The sequence below is a fragment of the Cellulomonas sp. P5_E12 genome (assembly GCF_054049315.1).
In genome coordinates this window covers 60,048-79,470 of the sequence record NZ_JBFUMP010000020.1, presented here as the reverse complement: position 1 = coordinate 79,470, position 19,423 = coordinate 60,048, and the positions used below count along the sequence as shown (strand labels likewise).

The following is a 19,423-nucleotide window of genomic DNA, read 5'->3' as shown; positions in this document are numbered from 1 at the left end:
GGGCCTGGTCGGCGCCGCGCGCGCGAGCCTCGACCTGGTGCTGCCGCCGCGCGCGGAGCCCACGCTCGGCGCGCTGGTCCGGCGGCGGATGGGTGTGCGCGTGCTGGACCGGCTGGTGCGGCCCGTCGTGGGCGGCGTGCACGCGGCGGATCCCGACGATCTTGCGGTCGGCGCCGTCGCCCCGGGRCTCGTCGACGCCCTCGGCCGCGAGCGCGGGTCGCTCGCCCGCGCCGTCCGCTCGCTGCGGGCCTCGGCGCCGGCGGGCTCGGCCGTGCAGGGCGTCGACGGCGGCATGCAGGTGCTGGTCGAGGCGCTGGTCGCCGACCTCGAGGCACACGGCGGCGAGCTCCGCACGGGCGCTGTGGTCCAGGCGGTGGCCGAGACACCCGAGGGCTGGACGACCGGCGACGACACCGCGCCGCGGCTGGTCCTCGCGACGCCGGCGGCCGTCGGCCTGCTGCGCCTCGACGGCGTCGGGACCCCCGATCCCGGCGCGGCCGTCACGCTGGTGACGCTCGTCCTCGACGCCCCCGAGCTCGACGACGCCCCCCGCGGCACCGGCGTGCTCGTCGCGGCGGAGGCCACCGACGTCGCGGCGAAGGCACTCACCCACGGCACCGCGAAGTGGGGCTGGCTGGCCGATGCCGCCGGCCCCGGGCGACACGTGGTCCGGCTCTCGTACGGACGCGCGGGCGACCGCGACGGGGCACGACGACCGGAGGCGGACGACGAGCTCGTCGCGACGGCCCTGGCCGACGCGTCCGTCCTGCTGGGCACGCCGCTGCGTCCCGAGCAGGTGGCCGGGCACGCGGTCTCCCGCTGGTCGCAGGCGCTCCCGCGGCCGAGTGCGGCACACCAGGCAGTGGTGCGGGCGGTCCGCGACGCGGTGGCCGAGCACGAGGGCCTCGCCGTGTGCGGGGCGTGGGTGGCCGGGAACGGGTTCGCGTCGGTGGTCCCGGACGCGCGCGCGGCCGCGCGTTCGCTGCTCTAGGCAATTCCTCGCGCATTTTCTGACAACGTGTCGGCAAGCGCCCCAAGAATGTCGCGCGTCACATTTCTGGGCTCGTCGGCGAACAATGATCTGACAAGTTGTCACGACCCCGTCACGGTATTCTCCGATTCTGGCGCGCTTCGACATCCCCCCGTCTGAGGGGGACACTGACCGCATGCCTCAGCACGTGCGGGTCGGGACGCGCGCGAGCGCGCTCGCGCTCACGCAGACCGGCCACGTGGTCGACGCCCTCGCCACCCTCGGCGGCGGCGACCTCACCCTCGAGACCGTCCACGTCCGGACCGACGGCGACCGCCTCACGGGGTCGCTGCAGAGCCTGGGCGGCACGGGCGTCTTCGTCACCGCGCTGCGCGACGCCCTGCTCGACGGCCGGTGCGACGTCGCGGTCCACTCGCTCAAGGACCTGCCGACCGGCGACGCCGCCGGGCTGCGGCTCGGCGCGGTCCCGCCGCGCGAGGACCCCGCCGACGCCCTGTGCGCCCGCGACGGGCTGACCCTGGACAAGCTCCCGACCGGCGCCGTCGTCGGCACCGGCTCCCCGCGGCGCGCGGCCCAGCTGCTCGCCGCCCGTCCCGATCTCGTCGTGGTCGACATCCGCGGCAACGTCGACACCCGCCTGGGCCGCGTCGCCGGCGCCCGCAGCGGCACGGGGGACCTCGACGCCGTCGTGCTCGCCCGCGCCGGCCTCGCCCGGCTCGGGCGGCTCGACGCGGTGACGGACGTGTTCGAGCCCGAGGTCATGGCCCCCGCCGCGGGTCAGGGCGCGCTCGCGATCGAGGTCCGGGCCGACCTCGCGCCCGACGAGCCGCTCGCGCGGGCCCTCGCGGCACTGGACCACCGGCCCACCCGGCTCGCCGTCCTGGCCGAGCGTGCCCTGCTCGAGCGCCTCGAGGCGGGGTGCGCGGCGCCGATCGGCGCGTGGGCGGCCCTCGCGGACGACGGCCGCACACTGCGGCTCGACGCCGTGGTCGCCCGGCCGGACGGCGGCGCGAGCCTGCGCCGTGGGCTCACCACGACCCTGAGCGGCGACAGCTCCGACGACGCTCGCCGCCTCGGCGCCGAGCTGGCCGACGTGCTCCTCGAGGCCGGTGCCGCGGACCTCGCCGGCCTCGGGGTCGCCCGATGAGTACCGCGCCGATGCTGCCCCTGACCGGGTGGCGCGTGCTGGTCCCGCGACCCGCGGCCGGGCACAGCGCCGCCGTCGTCGCGCTGGCCGCGGCGGGTGCGGAGGCCGTCGTCGTGCCCCTGATCGAGACGGTCCCACCCGAGGACCCCACGGAGCTGGACGACGCCCTGCTCGCGCTCGAGTCCGGCTGGTACGGCTGGCTCGTCGTCACCAGCGCCGCGGCCGTGCCGGTGCTGGTCGACCGCGCGCAGGAGAGTGCCGGCAGYCTGGGCCAGCTGCTCGCCGACGGGGGCGTGCGCGTCGCCGCCGTCGGTCCCGGGACCGCGCGCGCCCTGCGCGAGGCGGGCGTCGAGCCGTCGCTGGTCCCGCGGGGCTCGTCGACGTCCCGCGCGCTGGTCGACGCGTGGCCCGCACCCTCCCCGCCGGCGCGCGTGCTGTTCCCCCGCGGCGACCTGGCCGCGCCCACGATCACCGACGGCCTGCGCGCCCGCGGGTGGGACGTCACCGACGTCGTCGCCTACCGGACCGTGCCGGCCGCGCCGCCGCCCGCCGACGTCCGCGAGGCCTGGGCCGACGGCACCATCCACGCCGCGCTCCTCACGTCGGCCAGCACGGTCCGCGAGCTGGCGGCCCGCATGGGTCCGCCGCCGTCGAGCACGCTGATGATCGGCATCGGCCCGTCGACCGCGGCCGAGGCCGCCCGCCTGGGCCTGCCGCTCGCCGGCATCGCCACCGAGCAGACGATGCTCGGCATGGTCGACGCCCTGGCCCGCGCGGTCGCCACCGTGCTGCCCGCTCAGATCCCGAGCCCCGAGGAGGAGCTCTGATGACCGACGTACGACGGATCCGCCCGCGCCGCCTGCGCTCCACCCCCGCGCTGCGCCGCCTGGCCGCGGAGACACGGCTCGACGCCGCGCAGCTGGTGCTGCCCGTGTTCCTCAAGGAAGGCCTGACCGAGCCGCGCGAGATCAGCTCGATGCCGGGGGTGTACCAGCACTCCCGCGACTCCCTGCGCAAGGCGGTGGCCGAGGCGGCGGGCGCTGGGCTCGGCGGTGTGATGCTCTTCGCGATCCCGTCCGTCCGGGACGCCGTGGGCTCGCAGGCCACCGACCCCGACGGCATCCTCAACGTCGCGATCGCCGACACGGTCGCGGAGGTCGGCGACGCGCTCGTGGTCCAGGCCGACCTGTGCCTCGACGAGTTCACCGACCACGGCCACTGCGGGGTGCTCACGCCGTCGGGGGTGGTCGACAACGACGCGACCCTGGTTCGGTACGCGGAGATGGCCCTCGCCCAGGCGGAGGCGGGCGCCCACGTCGTCGGGCTGTCCGGGATGATGGACGGCCAGGTCGGGCACGTGCGCGACGCCCTGGACGCCGTGGGTCGCGACGACGTCGCCGTGCTGGCCTACGCCGCCAAGTACGCGTCCGCCTTCTACGGTCCGTTCCGCGACGCCGTCGAGTCGCAGCTGGACGGCGACCGCCGGACCTACCAGATGGACCCCGCCAACCGCCGCGAGGCCGTCCGTGAGGTGGAGATCGACCTCGCCGAGGGCGCCGACATCGTCATGGTGAAGCCCGCCCTGGCCTACCTCGACATCCTGTCCGACGTCGCCGCCATGTCCACGGTCCCGGTCGCCGCCTACCAGGTGTCCGGTGAGTACGCCATGATCGAGGCCGCCGCCGCGCGAGGCTGGATCGAGCGCAGACGGGCGATCCTCGAGTCCGTGCTCAGCATCCGCCGCGCCGGTGCCGATCACGTACTCACGTACTCTGCGACAGAGCTGGCCGGTTGGCTGGCAGAGGAGATCCGATGAGCGTCACCACCTCGGCAGCGACCGTGAGCGCGAACGCGTTCGAGCACGCGCAGGCCGTCATCCCCGGCGGCGTCAACTCGCCTGTCCGTGCCTTCGGCAACGTCGGCGGCACGCCGCGGTTCCTCGCGTCCGCCCAGGGCGCCTACGTCACGGACGTCGACGGCACCGAGTACGTCGACCTCGTCGGCTCGTGGGGGCCCGCCCTGCTGGGCCACGCCCACCCCGAGGTCGTCGAGGCCGTGCGCGAGGCGGCCGGGCGCGGCCTGAGCTTCGGCGCGCCGACCCTCACCGAGGTCGACCTCGTCGACGAGATCCGCTCGCGGGTCCCCCCGGCCGAGCGGGTGCGCCTGGTCTCCACGGGCACCGAGGCGACCATGACGGCGCTCCGCCTGGCGCGGGCGTACACGGGTCGCGACCTCGTCGTGAAGTTCGCCGGCTGCTACCACGGCCACGTCGACGCGCTGCTGGCCTCGGCCGGCTCCGGCGTCGCGACGCTCGGCCTGCCCGACTCCGCGGGCGTCTCCGCGGCCGTCGCCGCCGAGACGATCGTCGTGCCCTACAACGACCTCGCCGCGATCGAGACCGCCTTCGCCGAGCACGGCGACCGCATCGCTGCCGTGATCACCGAGGCCGCGCCCGCCAACATGGGCGTCGTGCCGCCGCTGCCGGGCTTCAACGCCTCGTTGCGCCGACTGACGCTGACGCACGGCGCGCTGCTCATCCAGGACGAGGTGCTCACCGGCTTCCGGGTCGGCTACTCCGGCTGGTGGGGGCTCGAGGGCCTGCGAGAGGGCTGGGCGGCCGACCTCTACACGTTCGGCAAGGTCATCGGCGGCGGCCTGCCCGTCGCCGCGGTCGGTGGGCGCCGCGACGTCATGGCGCTGCTGGCCCCGGTCGGTCCCGTCTACCAGGCGGGCACGCTGTCCGGGAACCCCGTCGCCACGGCCGCGGGCCTCGCCACGCTGCGCCTCGCCGACCAGGACGTGTACGCCCGCGTCGACGCCGTCTCCGCGCAGCTGCGCCGTGAGCTGGGCGCCGCCCTGTCCGCCGAGGGTCTGCCGCACGCCATCCAGTGGGCCGGCAACCTGTTCAGCACGTTCTTCGGACCCGACGCCGCGGCGCGCGGCGCCCGCGACTACGACGCGGTCAAGGCCACCGAGTCGTGGCGGTACGCGCCCTTCTTCCACTCGCTCCTCGAGTCCGGCGTGTACGCGCCGCCCTCACCGTTCGAGGCCTGGTTCGTCTCGGCCGCGCACGACGACGCCGCGGTGGACCGGATCGTCTCGGCGCTCCCGGCCGCCGTCCGCGCCGCCGCGCGGGCCACGGCGCCCACGGACTGACTTCTACGGGTTGACCCAGGCGTCGTGCCGAGCGGCCAGCTCGTGGACCGTCGGCGGCAGATCGCCCGACACCAGGCCGGCGAGCGTCACCTGGTCGAGCACGTCGCGGACGCTCACGCGCAGCGCCACCCAGACCTCGAGCAGCGCCTGCGCGGAGCCCGCGTACTCGAGCTCGGTCGGCCGCTCGTCGCGGACCGTGACCAGCGGGCCGTCGACCGCACGGATCACGTCGGCGAGCGTGATCTCGTCGGCCGGCCGCGCCAGCCGGTAGCCGCCGGAGCGACCGCGCACGCTGGAGACCACGCCGCCGCGGCGCAGGTCGCCCAGGATCCGCTCGAGGAACGCGACGGGGAGCTGCTGCCCGACCGCCAGGTCGTCGGCCCGCACCGGGTCGCCGTGCGGGGACGACGCCAGCTCGGCGCACGCCCGCACCGCATAGTCCGCCTTCGCCGAGACCCGCATGCAGCGATTGTGCCCCTCGACCGGCGACGGAATACCCCCTAGGGGTATCGTGTTGCCAGAGAAGCACCCGCTCGCCGACGAAAGAGGCACCCCATGCACGGCTACACCGACGCCAAGGACGACTACCTCAAGCGTCTGCGCCGGGTCGAGGGCCAGGTCCGCGGCATCGCGCGGATGGTCGACGAGGACGTCTACTGCATCGACATCCTCACGCAGGTCGCCGCCGTCACCAAGGCGCTGCAGGCCGTGAGCATCGGGCTGGTCGAGGACCACCTCGCCCACTGCGTCGTCGACGCCGCCCGCCAGTCCCCCGAGGAGGGCGCGGCGAAGGTCAAGGAAGCCTCCGACGCCATCGCCCGCCTCGTCCGTTCGTGAAGGAGAGTCCCCACATGAGCACCACCACCACGTTCGGCGTCGACGGCATGACCTGCGGCCACTGCGTCGCCGCGGTCACCTCCGAGCTGACCGCCCTGCCCGGCGTGCACGACGTGACGGTCCAGCTGACGGTCGGCGGGTCGTCGACCGTGTCCGTCGTCTCCGAGGCCCCGCTGACCGACGCCGCGGTGTCGGAGGCGGTCGTCGAGGCCGGCTACGCGGTCACGCCGCGGAGGTCCTTGCTATGACCTCGGAGACCGTCGATCTCGCGATCGAGGGCATGACCTGCGCCTCCTGCGTCGCGCGCGTCGAAAAGAAGCTCAACCGGCTCCCCGGTGTCGAGGCGACCGTGAACCTGCCGCTGGAGTCCGCGCGCGTCACGATGACCGACGGGGTCGCGTTGGACACCGAGGCGCTGGTCGCCGCCGTGCGCTCCGCGGGGTACGACGCCCGGGTGGTCGGCGCCCGCCCCGTACCGCACGGCTCGTCCGCCGAGTTCGTGCACCACGACATGGACCCGTTCGAGCACGCGCTCTCCGGCCACGCGATGGCTCCGGGCCAGGACATGGACCCGGACGAGGACACGTCCGCCCCCACCGACGCCCGCGGCACCGAGCTGCGCGCGCGGCTGCGGGTCGCCGTCGTGCTGACCGTCCCGGTCCTGCTGCTGTCGATGATCCCCGCGCTGCAGCTCACCGGCTGGCAGTGGGTCGTCGCCGCCCTCGCCCTGCCGGTCGCCACGTGGGCCGCGTGGCCGTTCCACCGGGCCGCCTTCCGCGCCGCCCGGCACGGCGCCTCGACCATGGACACGCTGGTCTCGATCGGCATCATCGCGGCGACCAGCTGGTCGCTGTGGGCGTTGCTGTTCGGTGGCGCGGGCGAGCTCGGCTTGGTGATGACGCCGTCCCTCTGGCCGCGCGCCGAGTCGGGCATGGACGTTCCCGAGCTCTACTTCGAGGTCGCCGCCGTCGTCACCACGTTCCTGCTGGCCGGTCGGTACGCCGAGCACCGCTCCCGCCGCCGCGCCGGCGACGCCCTGCGCGCGCTGCTCGACCTCGGCGCCAAGGACGTCGCGCTGCTGGTCGACGGCACGGAGCAGAGGGTCCCGGTCGAGCGGCTCGTGGTCGGCGACGAGTTCGCCGTCCGCCCCGGCGAGAAGGTCGCCACCGACGGCGTCGTGGTCCGCGGCACGTCCGCGCTCGACACCTCGCTGCTCACGGGCGAGCCGGTGCCGGTCGACGTCGGCCCCGGCGACGAGGTCACCGGCGCCACCCTCAACACGTCCGGCGCGCTCGTCGTGCGGGCCACGCGCGTGGGTGCGGAGACGCGGCTGGCGCAGATCGGTCGGCTCGTCGCCACGGCCCAGACCGGCAAGGCCCCCGTGCAGCGCCTGGCCGACCGCATCTCGGCGGTGTTCGTCCCCGTGGTCCTGGTGCTCGCCGTCGGCACGCTGGCCGCCTGGCTGCTGAGCGGCTCCGGCGTGCAGGCCGCGTTCACCGCGGCCGTCGCCGTCCTGATCATCGCCTGCCCCTGCGCCCTCGGCCTGGCGACCCCGACCGCGCTGCTGGTCGGCACGGGCCGCGGCGCGCAGCTGGGCATCCTCATCAAGGGCCCCGAGGTCCTCGAGCAGACGCGCACCGTCGACACGGTCGTGCTGGACAAGACCGGGACCGTCACCGAGGGCCGGATGGCGCTCGTCGAGGTGCTCGGCGAGCCGGAGGTCCTGCGCTACGCCGCCGCTGTCGAGCAGCTGGCGGAGCACCCGATCGGCCGGGCCATCGCGGCCGCCGTGCTCACCACGGACGGCCCGACCGGTGCGGACGGCGTGGTCATCGGCGCCGACCAGGTGCACGACTTCCGCGCCGAGGCCGGCCACGGCGTCTCCGGCGTCGTCCGCACGGCGCACTCGGGCGTCGGCCTGGGCCGTCGCGTGCTCGTCGGCCGCCCCGCCTGGCTCCGGGACCAGGGCATCGACCCCGTGGCGTTCCAGCAGCCGTTCGACGCGGCCGAGGCCGACGGAGCAACCGCCGTCATGGTCGCGTGGGACGGCTCACCGCGCGGCGTCCTCGTCCTGCGTGACCCGGTCAAGGCGACCTCCGCGCAGGCCGTCGCCGAGCTCCGCGCCCTGGGCCTGCGCCCGGTCCTGCTGACGGGTGACAACGCGGGCGCGGCACGGGCGGCGGCACGTGCGGTCGGCATCGCCGACGACGACGTCGTCGCCCACGTCCTGCCCGCCGACAAGGTGGCGGTCGTCGCACGCCTCCAGGGGGAGGGCGCCCGCGTCGCGATGGTCGGCGACGGGGTCAACGACGCCGCCGCCCTGGCCACCGCCGACCTCGGCCTGGCCATGGGCACCGGCACCGACGTGGCGATCGAGGCCGCCGACATCACGCTGGTCCGCGGCGACCTGCGCTCCGCCGGCGACGCGATCCGGCTGTCCCGCCGCACGCTGCGCGTGATCAAGCAGAACCTGTTCTGGGCGTTCGCCTACAACGTCGCCGCGATCCCGCTGGCCGCGCTCGGCCTGCTCAACCCGATGATCGCGGGCGCGGCCATGGCGTTCTCCTCGGTGCTCGTCGTCGGCAACTCGCTCCGCCTGCGCCGCTTCGCCTGACGCGCGTCAGTGGAACCGGCGGCCCTCGTCGCGGCGGTACGCCGTCACCGCCATGGCGGCGAACAGCACCGTCCACGACAGGATCACCAGCACCGCGTAGCCGTAGGCGGGGTAGCCGGTCACGGCCTGCACGGCCAGGTCGCGGGCGGCCCTCGACGGGAGCAGCTTCGAGATCGCGTCGAGCCACGCCGGGAACGCCTCGGGCGGCAGGAACAGGCCGCCGGCGAACGCGAGCGGGAACAGGGTCGCCTGGACGACGGCGATCGCGGCCTTCGAGCTCAGCCGGTACCCGATCGACAGCCCGAGGAGCAGGAACGGCACGGCCACGGCGGGCACCATGACGATCGCCGCGAGCGCCTGCGACGGCGTGACGGTGGCCGCGGTCGCGACCGCACCGAGCAGCACCAGCGGGACCAGCGCCAGGTACGACCAGAGGACGCCGTTGAGCACGCGGCCGACCAGCCGCGGCCCGGCTCCGGCCGGCAGGGTGCGCAGGAACGGGTCGAACGGCAGCGCGCGGTCCTCGGAGACGCCGACGCCGAACGAGAACAGGCACGTCGACATCACTGCGAAAACCCCGAGCTGCGCGATCGCGGCCGTGGCGATCCCCGGGTCGTCGGCCACCGCCCGCTGCGGGATGACGAAGAACAGCAGCGCCAGCGACGGGAACAGCAGGTTGCCGATGACGGCGATGGGGATCCGGATGGTCTCCAGGAACTGGAACCGGGCGTGCAGCACGGCAAGCGCCCAGAACGGCCGGGGCGTCAGGGCGACGGTGCTCATCGGGCGACCTCCTGCTCATGGGACTCGTGGGACTCGTGCGTCAGCGCCAAAAAGGCCTCCTCCAGCGAGGCCCCGCGCATCTCGAGGTCGCGGAACGGCACGTCCTCGACGACGAGCGCGCGCACCAGTCGGTCCGCGTCGTTGGCGAGGACCGTCCACCGCCCGTCGGGAGCCTGCTGGGCGCTCGCCGCCCCCGGAAGGCGCGCGAGGTCGACCGTCGACGAGGCCGGCAGCGACAGGATCACGCGCCGCAAGGCCACGAGCCCGAGCACCGACGCGAGGCTGTCGTCGGCGAGCACGCGACCCCCGCCGATGACCACGACCCGGTCGGCCAGGGCCTCGATCTCCTCGAGGTAGTGGCTGGTCAGCAGCACGGTCGCACCGTCGGCGTGGTAGTCGCGCAGCGCCTGCCAGAGGATGTGCCGCGCCTCGACGTCGAGCCCGGTGGTCGGCTCGTCCAGGAGCACCAGCCGCGGCCGGCCGACCAGCGCGAGGGCGACCGCCAGCCGCCGCTTCTGCCCGCCGGACAGCCCACCCGTCTGGCGCCCGACCAGGTCCTCGAGCCCGAACCGCGCGAGCACCTCGGCGCGCGTCATCGGTGCCGGGTAGTGCTTCGCGACGAGGTCGACCACCTCCCCGACCGTCAGCGTCGGCGGCAGGCCCGTCTCCTGCGGCGTGGTCCCGAGCCCGATCCGCGACGACGCCCGGCGCGGGTCGCCGCCGAAGAGCCGCACGTCGCCGGAGTCCTGCTTCCGCAGTCCGCTGACCAGGCTGAGCAGCGTCGTCTTTCCCGCGCCGTTGGGCCCGAGCAGCCCGACCAGCTCACCCTCGCCGACCGTCAGCGACACGTCGGAAAGCGCGGTCACCGCGCCGAACGTCCGGGTCACCCCGACCAGCTCCACGACGGCGTTCACGAGGCACCGTCCAGCAGCGCCCGCAGCGAGCGCGTGTATCGCTCGAACGCCGACCTCCCGGTCAGCGTGAGAGCCACGTAGGTGGCCGGTGTCCGGCCCTCGTGCGTCTTGGTGATCGTCACGTAGTCCGCCTCCTCCAGTCGGCGTAGGTGGGTCGACAAGTTGCCCGCCGTCATGTCCAGCAGCTTCTGCAGCCGGGGGAACGCGATGCGGTCGTGGGCGCCCAGCGACGCCAGCGTCGCGACCACGCGGAGCCGGGCCTGCGCGTGGATGACCGGGTCCAGCTCGACCTCAGCCACGGCCGCGCACTGCCTCGACCGCGGCGGCGGCGAGCATCCCGCCGCCGCCCGCCAGCGCCATGAGCAGGTACGACCCGGGCAGTCCCGCGAGCGCCGCCCCCGCGCCGACCAGCGCGATCCAGCCGCCGAGCACGTACATCGCGCTCGACCGCCAGAGGACGCCGCCGGTGAGGTACAGCAGGCCCACGACCAGGGCGGCGATCGCGTTGGCGGCCAGCGCGGTGACCTCGTTCGACGCCCCGGCCCGCGCGAGACCGCCGACGATCATGCTCTGCGCCAGGAACCCGATCGCCCATGCCCACCCGTACATCGCGCCCTGCCGCGCGCTCGCCCCGGCGATCCCGCGCGTCCGCCTCGTGATGTGCACGATCGTCACGACGAGTGCGAGCACCCCGCCCGCGACCGCGACCACGCCCGCCGCCACCGACGGTGTGTCGTCGTCGCGAGCCGTCAGCCACATCGCCCCGTACCCGACCAGCCAGACCGCGCCCCACACCCCGTAGATCAGGGCGCTCGACGGCCGCACGTCCGCGGCCCGCAGCCGCTGCGCGGCGATGATCGCGAGCGCGTCCGCGATCTCGGGCGCGGCATCGGACTCGCTCGCCGCCAGCTCGTCGGGCTGATCGCTGCTCATCGTCGCTCCTCGACTTTGCAGTACAAAGTAGTTTGCGACAAACGCGAGCACAACCCCTTTCGGGACTTCGGAGGTCGGCGAGCCCCGGGGCCGGTCCGTGCCCAGCGGGCGTCCAGGTGGCGTCCAGGGAGGCGGCCTACGCTGCGCCCATGACAGCGCCGACGCCGACGCCCGACGGGGCGAGCCCGTACGCTCCCGCGCGCACCGACGTCGACGTGCCCGCTGCACAGACCACCGCGCCGCCGCCGAGCCAGCGGGCCTACCGCCGCCGGCTCACCACGGAGATCTGGATCGTGCTCGGCCTGTCGCTGGGCAGGTCGGGGCTCTACGCGGTGGTCAACATCATCGACCGCCTCACCGCCGGGCCGCCCCTGGGCGAGCAGTCGACGACGCTCAACCCGAGCCGGTCGCCGCGCCCGTGGCTGGACCTCACGTACCAGCTGCTGCAGATCGGGTTCGCGCTGGTCCCGGTCGCGCTGGCCCTGTACCTGCTGTCGGCCAACGGGAAGTCGGCGATCCGCCGGATCGGCCTCGATCTCACGCGGCCGTGGCGGGACCTGGGCGTCGGCGTGGGGCTCGCGGCGCTGATCGGGATCCCCGGGCTCGGGCTGTACGCGGTCGCCCGCGTCCTGGGGCTCGCGGTCCAGGTGCAGGCGTCGGCCCTCAACGCCGCTTGGTGGACCATCCCCGTGCTGCTCCTCGCCGCGCTGCAGAACGCGCTGCTGGAGGAGGTCATCGTCGTCGGCTACCTCATGGAGCGGCTGCGCGAGCTGCGCTGGAGCGCGCCGATGATCGTCGTCACCAGTGCGCTCCTGCGCGGCTCGTACCACCTGTACCAGGGCTGGGGCGCGTTCGTCGGGAACGCGATCATGGGCCTGGTGTTCGCCGAGTACTACCGGCGCAAGCGACGGGTCATGCCGCTCGTGGTGGCGCACACGATCATGGACATGGTCGTGTTCGTCGGCTACGCGCTGATCCCCGCCGCGTGGATCGCGGCCCTGGGGCTCAACTAGCCGGGCGCTGGGCCGTGGCCGTGCCCTTGTCCAGGTCGTTGGCCATCTGCTTCGTCGCGAACCCGCTGACCACGAGCACGACTCCGCCGACGAACGCGAACAGGCCCAGCAGCACGATGATGACGCTCACCGACGTCTGCGGGTTCATGATCAGCAGCAGCCCGAACAGGAACGAGATCAGCCCGAACGTCAGCACCCAGTACCAGCCGATGTCCCGGGACCGGTAGAGCACCACCGCGGCGATGATCCCGAGCGCGCCGATCACCAGCACCCAGAGCGCGATCAGGTAGAAGACCACCTGCGCGGTGGGGCCGGTCCAGACGACGGCGATGATGCCGAAGGCGATCCCGACCAGTCCTGAGACCAGCCACCAGCCCGCGCCCGGCTCCTTGCGGTTGCTCAGCCACTGCGCGATGGCGATGAGGCCGTCGATGATGGCGAACACCCCGAACACCCACACGAGCGCCTTCACGGTCCCGAGCGGCTGCACGAGCATGAACAGGCCGAGGATCAGCAGCACCACGCCACGCAGGACCGGCAGCCACCAGATGCGGCGCAGCGCGGTGGCGTCAGCGGCGGCGGCGGTCAGGTCGTCGGGCATCGGGGCCTCCACAAGATGTCAGCACGAAGGACGTCGGTCGAGGGGACACCCCCTTCGCGGTCACGCTAGTGGACGATCCCGACAGCGCACCCGAACGGCGCGCAACCGTCCATCCAGGCCACGGGCCACCGTGACGAGCCCGACAACGTCGTGGGCCAGCCCTGCCGGGCGCGGACGGCACGGCTGCCTAGACTCGCCCGTATGTCCGCGACGCCCGCCAGTCGCGCGGACGTCGACGCGGCCACGGCTGCCGACGACACCGCGCCCACCGGAACCGTCGCGCCCGCGTCGGGGACGCCCTCCACCGACGGAACCGACGGAACCGACCGCACAGCCGGTGTCGACATCGTCGACGTCCCCGCCGTCCGCGTGCACCACCCGAGCGACCTGCTCGGCACCATCCTGTCCGCGCTGGGCGTCGCGCTCGTCCTGGTCCTGGCGACGTACGCGCACAACACCACGTCCGGGGTGGCCGAGGACGTCCAGGGCTTCGCCACCCTGCTGAACCGGATCCTCTTCGTGCCCCGCCGAAGCCTCGAGGTCTTCGTCGTCCTCGCGGTCCCGCTGGCCGTCATCACCGAGCTCGCGTTCCGCCGCCTCGGTCGCCAGCTGCTCGAGGGCCTGATCGCGGCCCTCGCCGCGCTGATGCTCAACGAGGCCGTGCTCTGGGCCATCCGCACGTTCGGGTCCGACGAGCTGACCATCGGGATGTCGATCCGGTCGGACGGCGAGTGGGTCGTGACGCTGCCGGGGTACGTCGCGCTCCTCGTCGGCCTGCTCACCGTGGTCGGTCCGCGCGGACGTCGCAAGACCGTCAAATGGTCGTGGAACCTGCTGTGGATCGCGATCGGCGTCCTGCTCATCACGGCCGGGGTGTCGCTGCCCGGGCTGGTCGTCTCGTTCCTCCTCGGCCGCATCACCGGCCTGGGGATCCGGTACCTGTCCGGCGTGCAGTCCGAGCGCGCCTACGGCGCGAGCCTCGTCGCCGGGGTCCGACGGGCGGGTTTCGACCCGGTCCGGCTGCTGCGGGTGGCCGACGAGACCACCGAGGACGCCCCCGCCGGCGAACCCGCGCTCGACGGCGGCCCGGCCGCCCGCGCGCTGACGCGATCGACCGCCCACCGCCTGTACGAGCTCACGACGGCCGACGGCGACGAGCTGGACCTGGTCGTCATCGACGGCGACCGCCAGGTGGTCGGCATGCTCACCCGCCTGTGGCGATCGCTGCGGATGCGCGGCATCGAGGGCCGGTCCGTGGTGTCGCTGCGCCAGGCCGCCGAGCGCACGGCCCTGTTGGCGTACGCCGCGCGGGCCGCCGGGGTCCGCACACCGAAGCTGCTGAGCATCGCCGAGGCGGACGACTCGATGCTGCTGGTCCAGGAGCGGCCCGGGCGCGCGGTGCCGCTGGGCGACCTCGACCCGACAGAGCTCACCGACGACCTGCTGCAGGAGATCTGGGCACAGCTGCAGCTCGCGCACGACGCCGGCATCGCCCACCGGTCGCTGACCAGCGACGTCCTGCTCGTCGAGACGGTGGTCGGTCGCCCCGTGGTCTGGGTGACCAGCTGGGAGCAGGGCGACGTCGCGTCCTCCCAGCTGGCCCGCCGCATGGATGTCACCCAGCTGGTCGCGCTCCTCGCCCTGCGCGTCGGCGCGACCCGGGCCCTCGACTCGGCCGTGGCCGTGCTCTCCGAGGACCTCATCGCCGAGATCGGCCCGCTGCTGCAGACGATCACGCTGCCGCGGCTCACCCGCAACGAGATGCGCGCCGACAAGAAGGTGCTCGCCGAGCTGCGGTCGGCGCTCGTCGCGCACCTGCCCGACGCCGACGTGGAGCCGCAGCAGCTGGTGCGGTTCGGCGCGCGCACGGTGCTGACCATCGTCGTGCCGATCGCGGCCATCGTCTTCGTCATCACCAGCATCAACATCAACGAGATCACCTCGGCGCTCGCGGCCGGCGACTGGCGGTGGACCGTCGTCGCGTTCCTGCTCGGCCTGCTCACGCTGCTGGGCGCGGCCCTTGCGTTCGTCGCGTTCTCGCCGGTCAAGCTTCCCCTCTGGCACGCCACGCTCGTGCAGACGGCGGCGACCTTCGTCGGCCTCGCCGCCCCCGCCGGCATCGGCCCGGCGGCCCTGAACCTGCGGATGCTTCAGAAGCGCGGTGTCTCGACGACGCTCTCCGCGGCGACCGTCGCCCTGGTCCAGGTCAGCCAGTTCGTGGTGACGCTCGGGCTGCTGCTGGTGCTGACCCTCGTGTCCGGCAACTCGGAGTCCACGCTGCCGATCTCGCCGGCCGTCCTGCTCGTGCTCGGCATCCTCGCGGCGCTCGTCGCCTCCGGGCTCCTGGTGCCCAAGGTGCGCCAGTGGGTGCTGGCCAAGACGATGCCCACCCTGCGCCAGACCTGGCCGCGCCTCATCGAGGTGGTGGGGCAGCCGTGGCGCCTGGCGCTCGCCCTCGGCGGCAACCTGCTGATGACGCTCGGCTTCATCTTCGCGTTCGACGCCAGCCTCGCGGCGTTCGGGCAGGAGGCCACCCTGATCCAGGTGGCGTTGGTCTACCTGGCGGGCAACACCGCGGGCGCGCTGGTGCCGACCCCCGGCGGCATCGGCACCATCGAGCTGGCGCTGGCCACCACGCTGACCGGCGCCACCGGGATCAACGCCGGTATCGCCACGTCGATCGCCGTGCTCTTCCGCGTGGCCACCTACTGGCTGCGCATCCCGCTCGGCTGGGCGGCGATGCGTTACCTGCAGAGGACCGGGGAGCTGTAACGCTCCGGACATGCCTCCGGGCCGGCACCCGTGGGGGTACCGGCCCGGAGGATCGAGCTCAGGTCAGGCGAGTGCCTTCGCCTTGAGCTGCGCGTACTCGTTCGCGTCGATCGTGCCGGCGTCCAGGAGGGCCTTCGCCTCGGCGATGTGCTCCGCCGGCGACTTCCCGGCCGCCACTTCCCGGATGTACGAGTCGGTGTCCGACTTGGCCTGCTGGACGGCCTGCACCTGACGCTCCGCCATGCCCCTGCCGCGGGCGATCACGTAGATCAACGCCACCAGGAACGGGATGAAGATCAGCCCGATGATCCAGAGGGCCTTCCACCACCCGCTGAGCTCGTGGTCGCGGAAGAGGTCTCCGATGATCTGGAAGAGGATGACCAGGTAGGCGAAGAACAGGAACCACCAGATCAGCAGCCAGAACCACTGTGCAAAGCTGTTCATGCGACCTTCTCTCAAATGCGGCCGCCCCGAGTGGCAAGCCCGTGTGGTGAGGCTAACGGACAATCAGCGCGATCGGCACCAAGGTCCCACCGCGCTGACCTGCGATATCACAAAGCCCCCCAGGACCGCGTGGTCTCGGGGGGCTCTGCGTTCGTTCTCTCAGGCCGCGGCGTTCTCGCGCTGCGCCGGCACCAGCTCGATCATGCTGCGACGAGCAGCGAGCCCCGCCCACGCCTGCAGGCGCGGAGCCGGGAATGCCGGGGTGAGGTTGATGGAGGTGTCGGACGGGTCGACGGAAAACCCACGCTGGTCCATGACGGTGTCCTGTCTGTTCGGTAGCCCGGCTGACCCTGTAGGTCCCGTGGCTTTGCGTCCCCTCCTTGCAGAGGGTTTGCCGTTTTCGCTGACAAGTCCGACATTAGAGCAACATGAGAGACCGTGGAAGCGTGTCACCCCCACCAAAATCGGACATACGTCCATTTCACCCGGTCGGCCCAATCTGACGGCTTGCGGCCCGCTGACCAGCAGGTACGCACTGGCTTTTCTCAGGCGGCCGCGAGGACGACCAGGGGAGTCGTCGTCGGCTGGGTGGAGCCGCCGGAGGGTTCGACCGTGATCGCCAGGGCGGAACCTTCGGTGAAGTCGTCGGCGAGCTGGCGGACCGTGCCGTCGTCGTCGGCCAGGACGCCGGCGGAAGCCGCCTCGTCGCCGTCGATCACCCAGAGCTGGTAGACGTGGTCGTCGCCGGGGTCGGGCAGGCCCGCGGCGCTGAACAGCGCGGCGTCGTCGGTGAGGATCGCCGTCGCGGCGCCGCCACCGGTCACGGCACCGTGGACGACGACCGCCGACGGGTCGGTGAGCAGGTCCGCGAGCGCCTGCTGCTGCTGCTCGACCTCGTGCGCGCGCTGCGCCTGCTGGATGGCGAGCGCGGTCGGCACGGCGGCGCCGACGACGAACGCGGCGGCGACGGCGAGCCAGCGCGTGCGCGACGGGCGGCGGCGTGCGGCCAGGTCAGTGACGCCGGCGTCGTCGGCGGCCGGGGGCTCGGCCGTCGGCAAGGCGGGGCGGGGGCCCGCGAGCCGGCCCAGCTGGGGGGTCCCGACGACGGCGGCGAGGACCGAGGCGCGCAGCGCGGCCGGGGGCTCGCCGGCGACGGCGTCGCCCAGGGTGGCCGCCACCGCGGTGAGCTGCGCGAGCTCGGCGGCGGCCGAGGCGTCGGTGGCCACCAGCTGCTCCACCAGCGCGCGCTCGTCGGGGTCGACCGCGTCGAGCGCGTAAGCGCCGAGGAGCGAGCGGACGTCGTCGTCGGGGGACGACGTGCTCATGCGATCACCCCCAAGCAGTCGCGCAGGCGGAGCAGGCCGTCACGGATCCGCGACTTCACGGTCGGCAGCGGCGCGGCGAGCTGGTCGGCCACCTCACGGTAGGTCCGGCCGCCGTAGTAGGCGAGGACGACGGCCTGCTTCTGCGTGGGGGTCAGCGAGCCGAGGCAGTCACGGACGCGGGCCTGCTCGAGCGCGGCCTGGACCTCGTCGGCCACGACGTCGAACTCGCGCTCGGTGCTCCCGTCGAGGACGCGCTGGTCACGGTCGCGCTGGGCCTGCACGGCGCGGACCCGGTCGACGGCACGCCGGTGGGCGAGCGTCAGCGCCCAGGTGCGGGCCGACCCGCGCGTCGGGTCGAAGCGGGCCGCCGTGCGCCAGACCTCGAGCCAGACCTCCTGCGCGACCTCGGCGGCGTGGTCCGGGTCCCGCAGCACGCCGAGGCACGTGCCGAAGACTCCGCGGCCCAGCGCGTCGTACAGCTGCGCGAAGGCGGAGTCGTCGCCGTGCGCGACGGCCGCGAGCAGGGACTCGGCGGCACGGGGCACGTCGCCCTCGTCCCGTCCTCGCTCCACGCGGGCCAGTCTCTCCCAGGGCGCCGCCCGCCGCGCGGCGGGCGCCGGTCGCGTCGAGAGCTGTACCTGGGACATCTGATCCGTCGTCTGTCGTCGGAAGGGGACATCCAGGGTTCGGTGCCGCTGCCCACGCGGATGGCTCGAGCAGCGACCCGGGTCAGCGACGCAGCGCGGCGGCCGCGTCCAGGTGCGTGTCGCGGCGCAGCTCGTGCTGGCGGCGCTCGGCGTGCTGCCAGGCCTCGACCGGCGCGGTGACCGGGCGCGAGAGGTGAGCGCGGGACGAGCGGACGATGAGTCGGGGGATCGGGATGCGCACGGTGCGCACGTCGTACGTCAGCGCGACCATGTCACGCCTCCTCGGATGCGGTGGGTGAGCTCGGGTGGGGGGCACCGTCGGGCACCTCCGGACCTGGTGCGGGATCGACCCGGAGGTCGGGGTGGCTCGTCGCGAACCAGCGCATGAGGCGAGCGCCGGCGGGCCGTGCCGCGGAGTCGCGGACGCGGTCGATGTAGGGCATGAGCAGGGCCCCGATGGCGCCGAGCAGCTCCTCGGTCTCGTCGGGGGTGGCCCAGAACGTGTCCTTGGTCAGGGACGTCGGCAACGGGGTGCCTTTCAGCTCGTCGGCACGGTCCGCGCGCTCGCGCAGGAAGCCCACGAAGCTGGTGACCTCCTGGTGGGCGGTCACCTCCGCCAGCTCGACGACGGCCCGCACCGACCCCGCGACGGACTCGTCGGGCACGACGTAGTTGCGGTCGGCGCTCGGCCGCCACGGACGCTCGCGGCCCCGTGGCTCGGCGGGCTCGATGAACCCGTAGCGGGCCAGGAGGCGCAGGTGGAACGAGCAGTTGGCCACCGACTCGCCCGTGTGCTTGGCGCACTGCGTGGCGGTCGCCTCGCCGACGTCGTCCAGGTACTCCAGCAGCGCCAGCCGCAGCGGGTGGGCCAGGGCGCGGATGCGCTCGGGGTCGCTGCGGTCGGTGCGGCTGATGTCGTCGTGCGGGCTCATGGCTTGACTCTAGAACGCGCAACAGTCATTGCGCAAGAGTCATTGCGCAAGAGATGTTGCGAATCTCGGCGGGGTACGACGAAGGCCCCCACCGCCATGGTGGGGGCCTTCGCGTCGTACGTCAGGCGGGGTCAGATCACTTGAAGGCGTCCTTCACGTTCTCGCCGGCCTGCTTCACGTTCGCGCTGGCCTGATCTGCCTTGCCCTCTGCTTCGAGACGCTCGTCGTCGGAAACCTTGCCGGCCGCTTCCTTGACCTTGCCCTTGGTTTCCTCTGCAGCGTTGCTGATCTTGTCGTCGAGACCCATCAGAATC

The 19,423-nt window shown here is 73.6% G+C and carries 23 protein-coding genes and 1 riboswitch; of the genes, 10 read left to right on the top strand and 13 right to left on the bottom strand.

Features of this window, described 5'->3' with window-relative positions; genetic code table 11:
• The 5 genes from ACXJKA_RS16145 to hemL form a co-directional block, all read left to right on the top strand.
• On the top strand, nt 1-991 hold a 991-nt coding region (locus ACXJKA_RS16145), incomplete at its 5' end, for a protoporphyrinogen/coproporphyrinogen oxidase (protein ID WP_456826237.1).
• Nucleotides 992-1,166: 175 nt separating this feature from the next.
• Nucleotides 1,167-2,138, top strand: coding sequence for a hydroxymethylbilane synthase (gene hemC, locus ACXJKA_RS16140; protein ID WP_456826236.1), 972 nt, complete (start codon nt 1,167-1,169; stop codon nt 2,136-2,138).
• On the top strand, nt 2,135-2,965 hold the full coding sequence (locus ACXJKA_RS16135; RefSeq protein WP_456826235.1) for a uroporphyrinogen-III synthase: 831 nt from the start codon (nt 2,135-2,137) through the stop codon (nt 2,963-2,965). Before hemC ends, ACXJKA_RS16135 begins: the two co-directional genes overlap by 4 nt.
• The gene (gene hemB / locus ACXJKA_RS16130) at nt 2,965-3,954 is read left to right on the top strand and encodes a porphobilinogen synthase (protein WP_456826234.1); all 990 of its coding nucleotides are present in this window, start codon (nt 2,965-2,967) and stop codon (nt 3,952-3,954) included. The genes ACXJKA_RS16135 and hemB overlap by 1 nt, the downstream gene beginning before the upstream one ends.
• On the top strand, nt 3,951-5,294 hold the full coding sequence (hemL, locus tag ACXJKA_RS16125) for a glutamate-1-semialdehyde 2,1-aminomutase (protein WP_456826233.1): 1,344 nt from the start codon (nt 3,951-3,953) through the stop codon (nt 5,292-5,294). Before hemB ends, hemL begins: the two co-directional genes overlap by 4 nt.
• A gap of 3 nt (nt 5,295-5,297) precedes the next feature.
• On the opposite strand, the gene ACXJKA_RS16120 is transcribed toward hemL, so the two are convergent.
• Nucleotides 5,298-5,756 (bottom strand): RrF2 family transcriptional regulator, encoded by a 459-nt coding sequence (locus ACXJKA_RS16120; RefSeq protein ID WP_456826232.1) that lies wholly within the window; start codon nt 5,754-5,756, stop codon nt 5,298-5,300.
• 93 nt (nt 5,757-5,849) lie between these two features.
• Here ACXJKA_RS16120 and ACXJKA_RS16115 point away from each other — a divergent pair, with 93 nt between their 5' ends.
• From ACXJKA_RS16115 to ACXJKA_RS16105, 3 genes are read left to right on the top strand one after another with little or no spacing between them, the layout of a single operon-like run.
• Complete coding sequence (locus ACXJKA_RS16115; RefSeq protein ID WP_056086768.1) at nt 5,850-6,131, top strand: metal-sensitive transcriptional regulator; 282 nt, start codon at nt 5,850-5,852, stop codon at nt 6,129-6,131.
• A gap of 14 nt (nt 6,132-6,145) precedes the next feature.
• Complete coding sequence (locus tag ACXJKA_RS16110; RefSeq protein ID WP_456826231.1) at nt 6,146-6,379, top strand: heavy-metal-associated domain-containing protein; 234 nt, start codon at nt 6,146-6,148, stop codon at nt 6,377-6,379.
• The gene (locus tag ACXJKA_RS16105; RefSeq protein ID WP_456826230.1) at nt 6,376-8,745 is read left to right on the top strand and encodes a heavy metal translocating P-type ATPase; all 2,370 of its coding nucleotides are present in this window, start codon (nt 6,376-6,378) and stop codon (nt 8,743-8,745) included. Before ACXJKA_RS16110 ends, ACXJKA_RS16105 begins: the two co-directional genes overlap by 4 nt.
• A gap of 6 nt (nt 8,746-8,751) precedes the next feature.
• Here the strand turns inward: ACXJKA_RS16105 and ACXJKA_RS16100 are convergent, their stop codons facing one another.
• The 4 genes from ACXJKA_RS16100 to ACXJKA_RS16085 are packed head-to-tail and all read right to left on the bottom strand — an operon-like array spanning nt 8,752 to nt 11,375.
• Nucleotides 8,752-9,528 (bottom strand): ABC transporter permease, encoded by a 777-nt coding sequence (locus ACXJKA_RS16100; RefSeq protein ID WP_456826229.1) that lies wholly within the window; start codon nt 9,526-9,528, stop codon nt 8,752-8,754.
• Nucleotides 9,525-10,442 carry an ABC transporter ATP-binding protein gene (locus ACXJKA_RS16095; RefSeq protein WP_456826228.1) on the bottom strand — a complete coding sequence of 306 codons (918 nt, stop codon included), beginning with the start codon at nt 10,440-10,442 and terminating at the stop codon, nt 9,525-9,527. Before ACXJKA_RS16095 ends, ACXJKA_RS16100 begins: the two co-directional genes overlap by 4 nt.
• Nucleotides 10,439-10,741: a transcriptional regulator gene (locus tag ACXJKA_RS16090; protein WP_456826227.1), complete on the bottom strand. Its 303-nt coding sequence runs from the start codon at nt 10,739-10,741 to the stop codon at nt 10,439-10,441. The genes ACXJKA_RS16095 and ACXJKA_RS16090 overlap by 4 nt, the downstream gene beginning before the upstream one ends.
• Nucleotides 10,734-11,375: a hypothetical protein gene (locus ACXJKA_RS16085; RefSeq protein ID WP_456826226.1), complete on the bottom strand. Its 642-nt coding sequence runs from the start codon at nt 11,373-11,375 to the stop codon at nt 10,734-10,736. The genes ACXJKA_RS16090 and ACXJKA_RS16085 overlap by 8 nt, the downstream gene beginning before the upstream one ends.
• Before the next feature lie 149 nt (nt 11,376-11,524).
• Between ACXJKA_RS16085 and ACXJKA_RS16080 the strand changes: the two genes are divergently transcribed.
• Complete coding sequence (locus tag ACXJKA_RS16080; protein WP_456826225.1) at nt 11,525-12,388, top strand: CPBP family intramembrane glutamic endopeptidase; 864 nt, start codon at nt 11,525-11,527, stop codon at nt 12,386-12,388.
• On the opposite strand, the gene ACXJKA_RS16075 is transcribed toward ACXJKA_RS16080, so the two are convergent.
• Nucleotides 12,381-12,989, bottom strand: a complete 609-nt coding sequence (locus ACXJKA_RS16075) for an HdeD family acid-resistance protein (protein ID WP_456826224.1) — start codon at nt 12,987-12,989, stop codon at nt 12,381-12,383. The genes ACXJKA_RS16080 and ACXJKA_RS16075 overlap by 8 nt on opposite strands.
• A 201-nt stretch (nt 12,990-13,190) precedes the next feature.
• On the opposite strand from ACXJKA_RS16075, the gene ACXJKA_RS16070 reads away from it, so the two are divergent.
• Nucleotides 13,191-15,761, top strand: coding sequence for a flippase-like domain-containing protein (locus ACXJKA_RS16070; RefSeq protein WP_456826223.1), 2,571 nt, complete (start codon nt 13,191-13,193; stop codon nt 15,759-15,761).
• Nucleotides 15,762-15,824: 63 nt separating this feature from the next.
• On the opposite strand, the gene ACXJKA_RS16065 is transcribed toward ACXJKA_RS16070, so the two are convergent.
• The 7 genes from ACXJKA_RS16065 to ACXJKA_RS16035 all read right to left on the bottom strand — a co-directional run bounded on the left by ACXJKA_RS16065 (nt 15,825) and on the right by ACXJKA_RS16035 (nt 19,416).
• Complete coding sequence (locus ACXJKA_RS16065; RefSeq protein WP_456826222.1) at nt 15,825-16,205, bottom strand: hypothetical protein; 381 nt, start codon at nt 16,203-16,205, stop codon at nt 15,825-15,827.
• Nucleotides 16,206-16,364: 159 nt separating this feature from the next.
• Nucleotides 16,365-16,520 (bottom strand): hypothetical protein, encoded by a 156-nt coding sequence (locus ACXJKA_RS16060; RefSeq protein ID WP_456826221.1) that lies wholly within the window; start codon nt 16,518-16,520, stop codon nt 16,365-16,367.
• 16 nt (nt 16,521-16,536) lie between these two features.
• Nucleotides 16,537-16,611: riboswitch (cyclic di-GMP riboswitch) on the bottom strand.
• A 139-nt stretch (nt 16,612-16,750) separates the two neighbouring features.
• Nucleotides 16,751-17,530 carry an anti-sigma factor gene (locus ACXJKA_RS16055; RefSeq protein ID WP_456826220.1) on the bottom strand — a complete coding sequence of 260 codons (780 nt, stop codon included), beginning with the start codon at nt 17,528-17,530 and terminating at the stop codon, nt 16,751-16,753.
• The gene (gene sigK, locus ACXJKA_RS16050) at nt 17,527-18,102 is read right to left on the bottom strand and encodes an ECF RNA polymerase sigma factor SigK (protein ID WP_456826219.1); all 576 of its coding nucleotides are present in this window, start codon (nt 18,100-18,102) and stop codon (nt 17,527-17,529) included. The genes ACXJKA_RS16055 and sigK overlap by 4 nt, the downstream gene beginning before the upstream one ends.
• A gap of 157 nt (nt 18,103-18,259) precedes the next feature.
• Nucleotides 18,260-18,448 carry a hypothetical protein gene (locus ACXJKA_RS16045; protein ID WP_456826218.1) on the bottom strand — a complete coding sequence of 63 codons (189 nt, stop codon included), beginning with the start codon at nt 18,446-18,448 and terminating at the stop codon, nt 18,260-18,262.
• A gap of 1 nt (nt 18,449) precedes the next feature.
• A complete protein-coding gene (locus ACXJKA_RS16040) occupies nt 18,450-19,109 on the bottom strand; it encodes an ArsR/SmtB family transcription factor (protein ID WP_456826217.1) in 660 nt (219 codons plus the stop codon).
• A gap of 136 nt (nt 19,110-19,245) precedes the next feature.
• On the bottom strand, nt 19,246-19,416 hold the full coding sequence (locus ACXJKA_RS16035; protein ID WP_456826216.1) for a CsbD family protein: 171 nt from the start codon (nt 19,414-19,416) through the stop codon (nt 19,246-19,248).
• Nucleotides 19,417-19,423: the final 7 nt, after the last annotated feature.

Coding starts and splice junctions, on each gene's coding strand:
- hemC (WP_456826236.1), top strand. CDS start 1,167: ATGCCTCAGCACGTGCGGGTCGGGACGCGCGCGAGCGCGCTCGCGCTC.
- hemB (WP_456826234.1), top strand. CDS start 2,965: ATGACCGACGTACGACGGATCCGCCCGCGCCGCCTGCGCTCCACCCCC.
- hemL (WP_456826233.1), top strand. CDS start 3,951: ATGAGCGTCACCACCTCGGCAGCGACCGTGAGCGCGAACGCGTTCGAG.
- ACXJKA_RS16120 (WP_456826232.1), bottom strand. CDS start 5,756: ATGCGGGTCTCGGCGAAGGCGGACTATGCGGTGCGGGCGTGCGCCGAG.
- ACXJKA_RS16115 (WP_056086768.1), top strand. CDS start 5,850: ATGCACGGCTACACCGACGCCAAGGACGACTACCTCAAGCGTCTGCGC.
- ACXJKA_RS16110 (WP_456826231.1), top strand. CDS start 6,146: ATGAGCACCACCACCACGTTCGGCGTCGACGGCATGACCTGCGGCCAC.
- ACXJKA_RS16105 (WP_456826230.1), top strand. CDS start 6,376: ATGACCTCGGAGACCGTCGATCTCGCGATCGAGGGCATGACCTGCGCC.
- ACXJKA_RS16100 (WP_456826229.1), bottom strand. CDS start 9,528: ATGAGCACCGTCGCCCTGACGCCCCGGCCGTTCTGGGCGCTTGCCGTG.
- ACXJKA_RS16085 (WP_456826226.1), bottom strand. CDS start 11,375: ATGAGCAGCGATCAGCCCGACGAGCTGGCGGCGAGCGAGTCCGATGCC.
- ACXJKA_RS16080 (WP_456826225.1), top strand. CDS start 11,525: ATGACAGCGCCGACGCCGACGCCCGACGGGGCGAGCCCGTACGCTCCC.
- ACXJKA_RS16075 (WP_456826224.1), bottom strand. CDS start 12,989: ATGCCCGACGACCTGACCGCCGCCGCCGCTGACGCCACCGCGCTGCGC.
- ACXJKA_RS16070 (WP_456826223.1), top strand. CDS start 13,191: ATGTCCGCGACGCCCGCCAGTCGCGCGGACGTCGACGCGGCCACGGCT.
- ACXJKA_RS16065 (WP_456826222.1), bottom strand. CDS start 16,205: ATGAACAGCTTTGCACAGTGGTTCTGGCTGCTGATCTGGTGGTTCCTG.
- ACXJKA_RS16060 (WP_456826221.1), bottom strand. CDS start 16,520: ATGGACCAGCGTGGGTTTTCCGTCGACCCGTCCGACACCTCCATCAAC.
- ACXJKA_RS16055 (WP_456826220.1), bottom strand. CDS start 17,530: ATGAGCACGTCGTCCCCCGACGACGACGTCCGCTCGCTCCTCGGCGCT.
- ACXJKA_RS16045 (WP_456826218.1), bottom strand. CDS start 18,448: ATGGTCGCGCTGACGTACGACGTGCGCACCGTGCGCATCCCGATCCCC.
- ACXJKA_RS16040 (WP_456826217.1), bottom strand. CDS start 19,109: ATGAGCCCGCACGACGACATCAGCCGCACCGACCGCAGCGACCCCGAG.
- ACXJKA_RS16035 (WP_456826216.1), bottom strand. CDS start 19,416: ATGGGTCTCGACGACAAGATCAGCAACGCTGCAGAGGAAACCAAGGGC.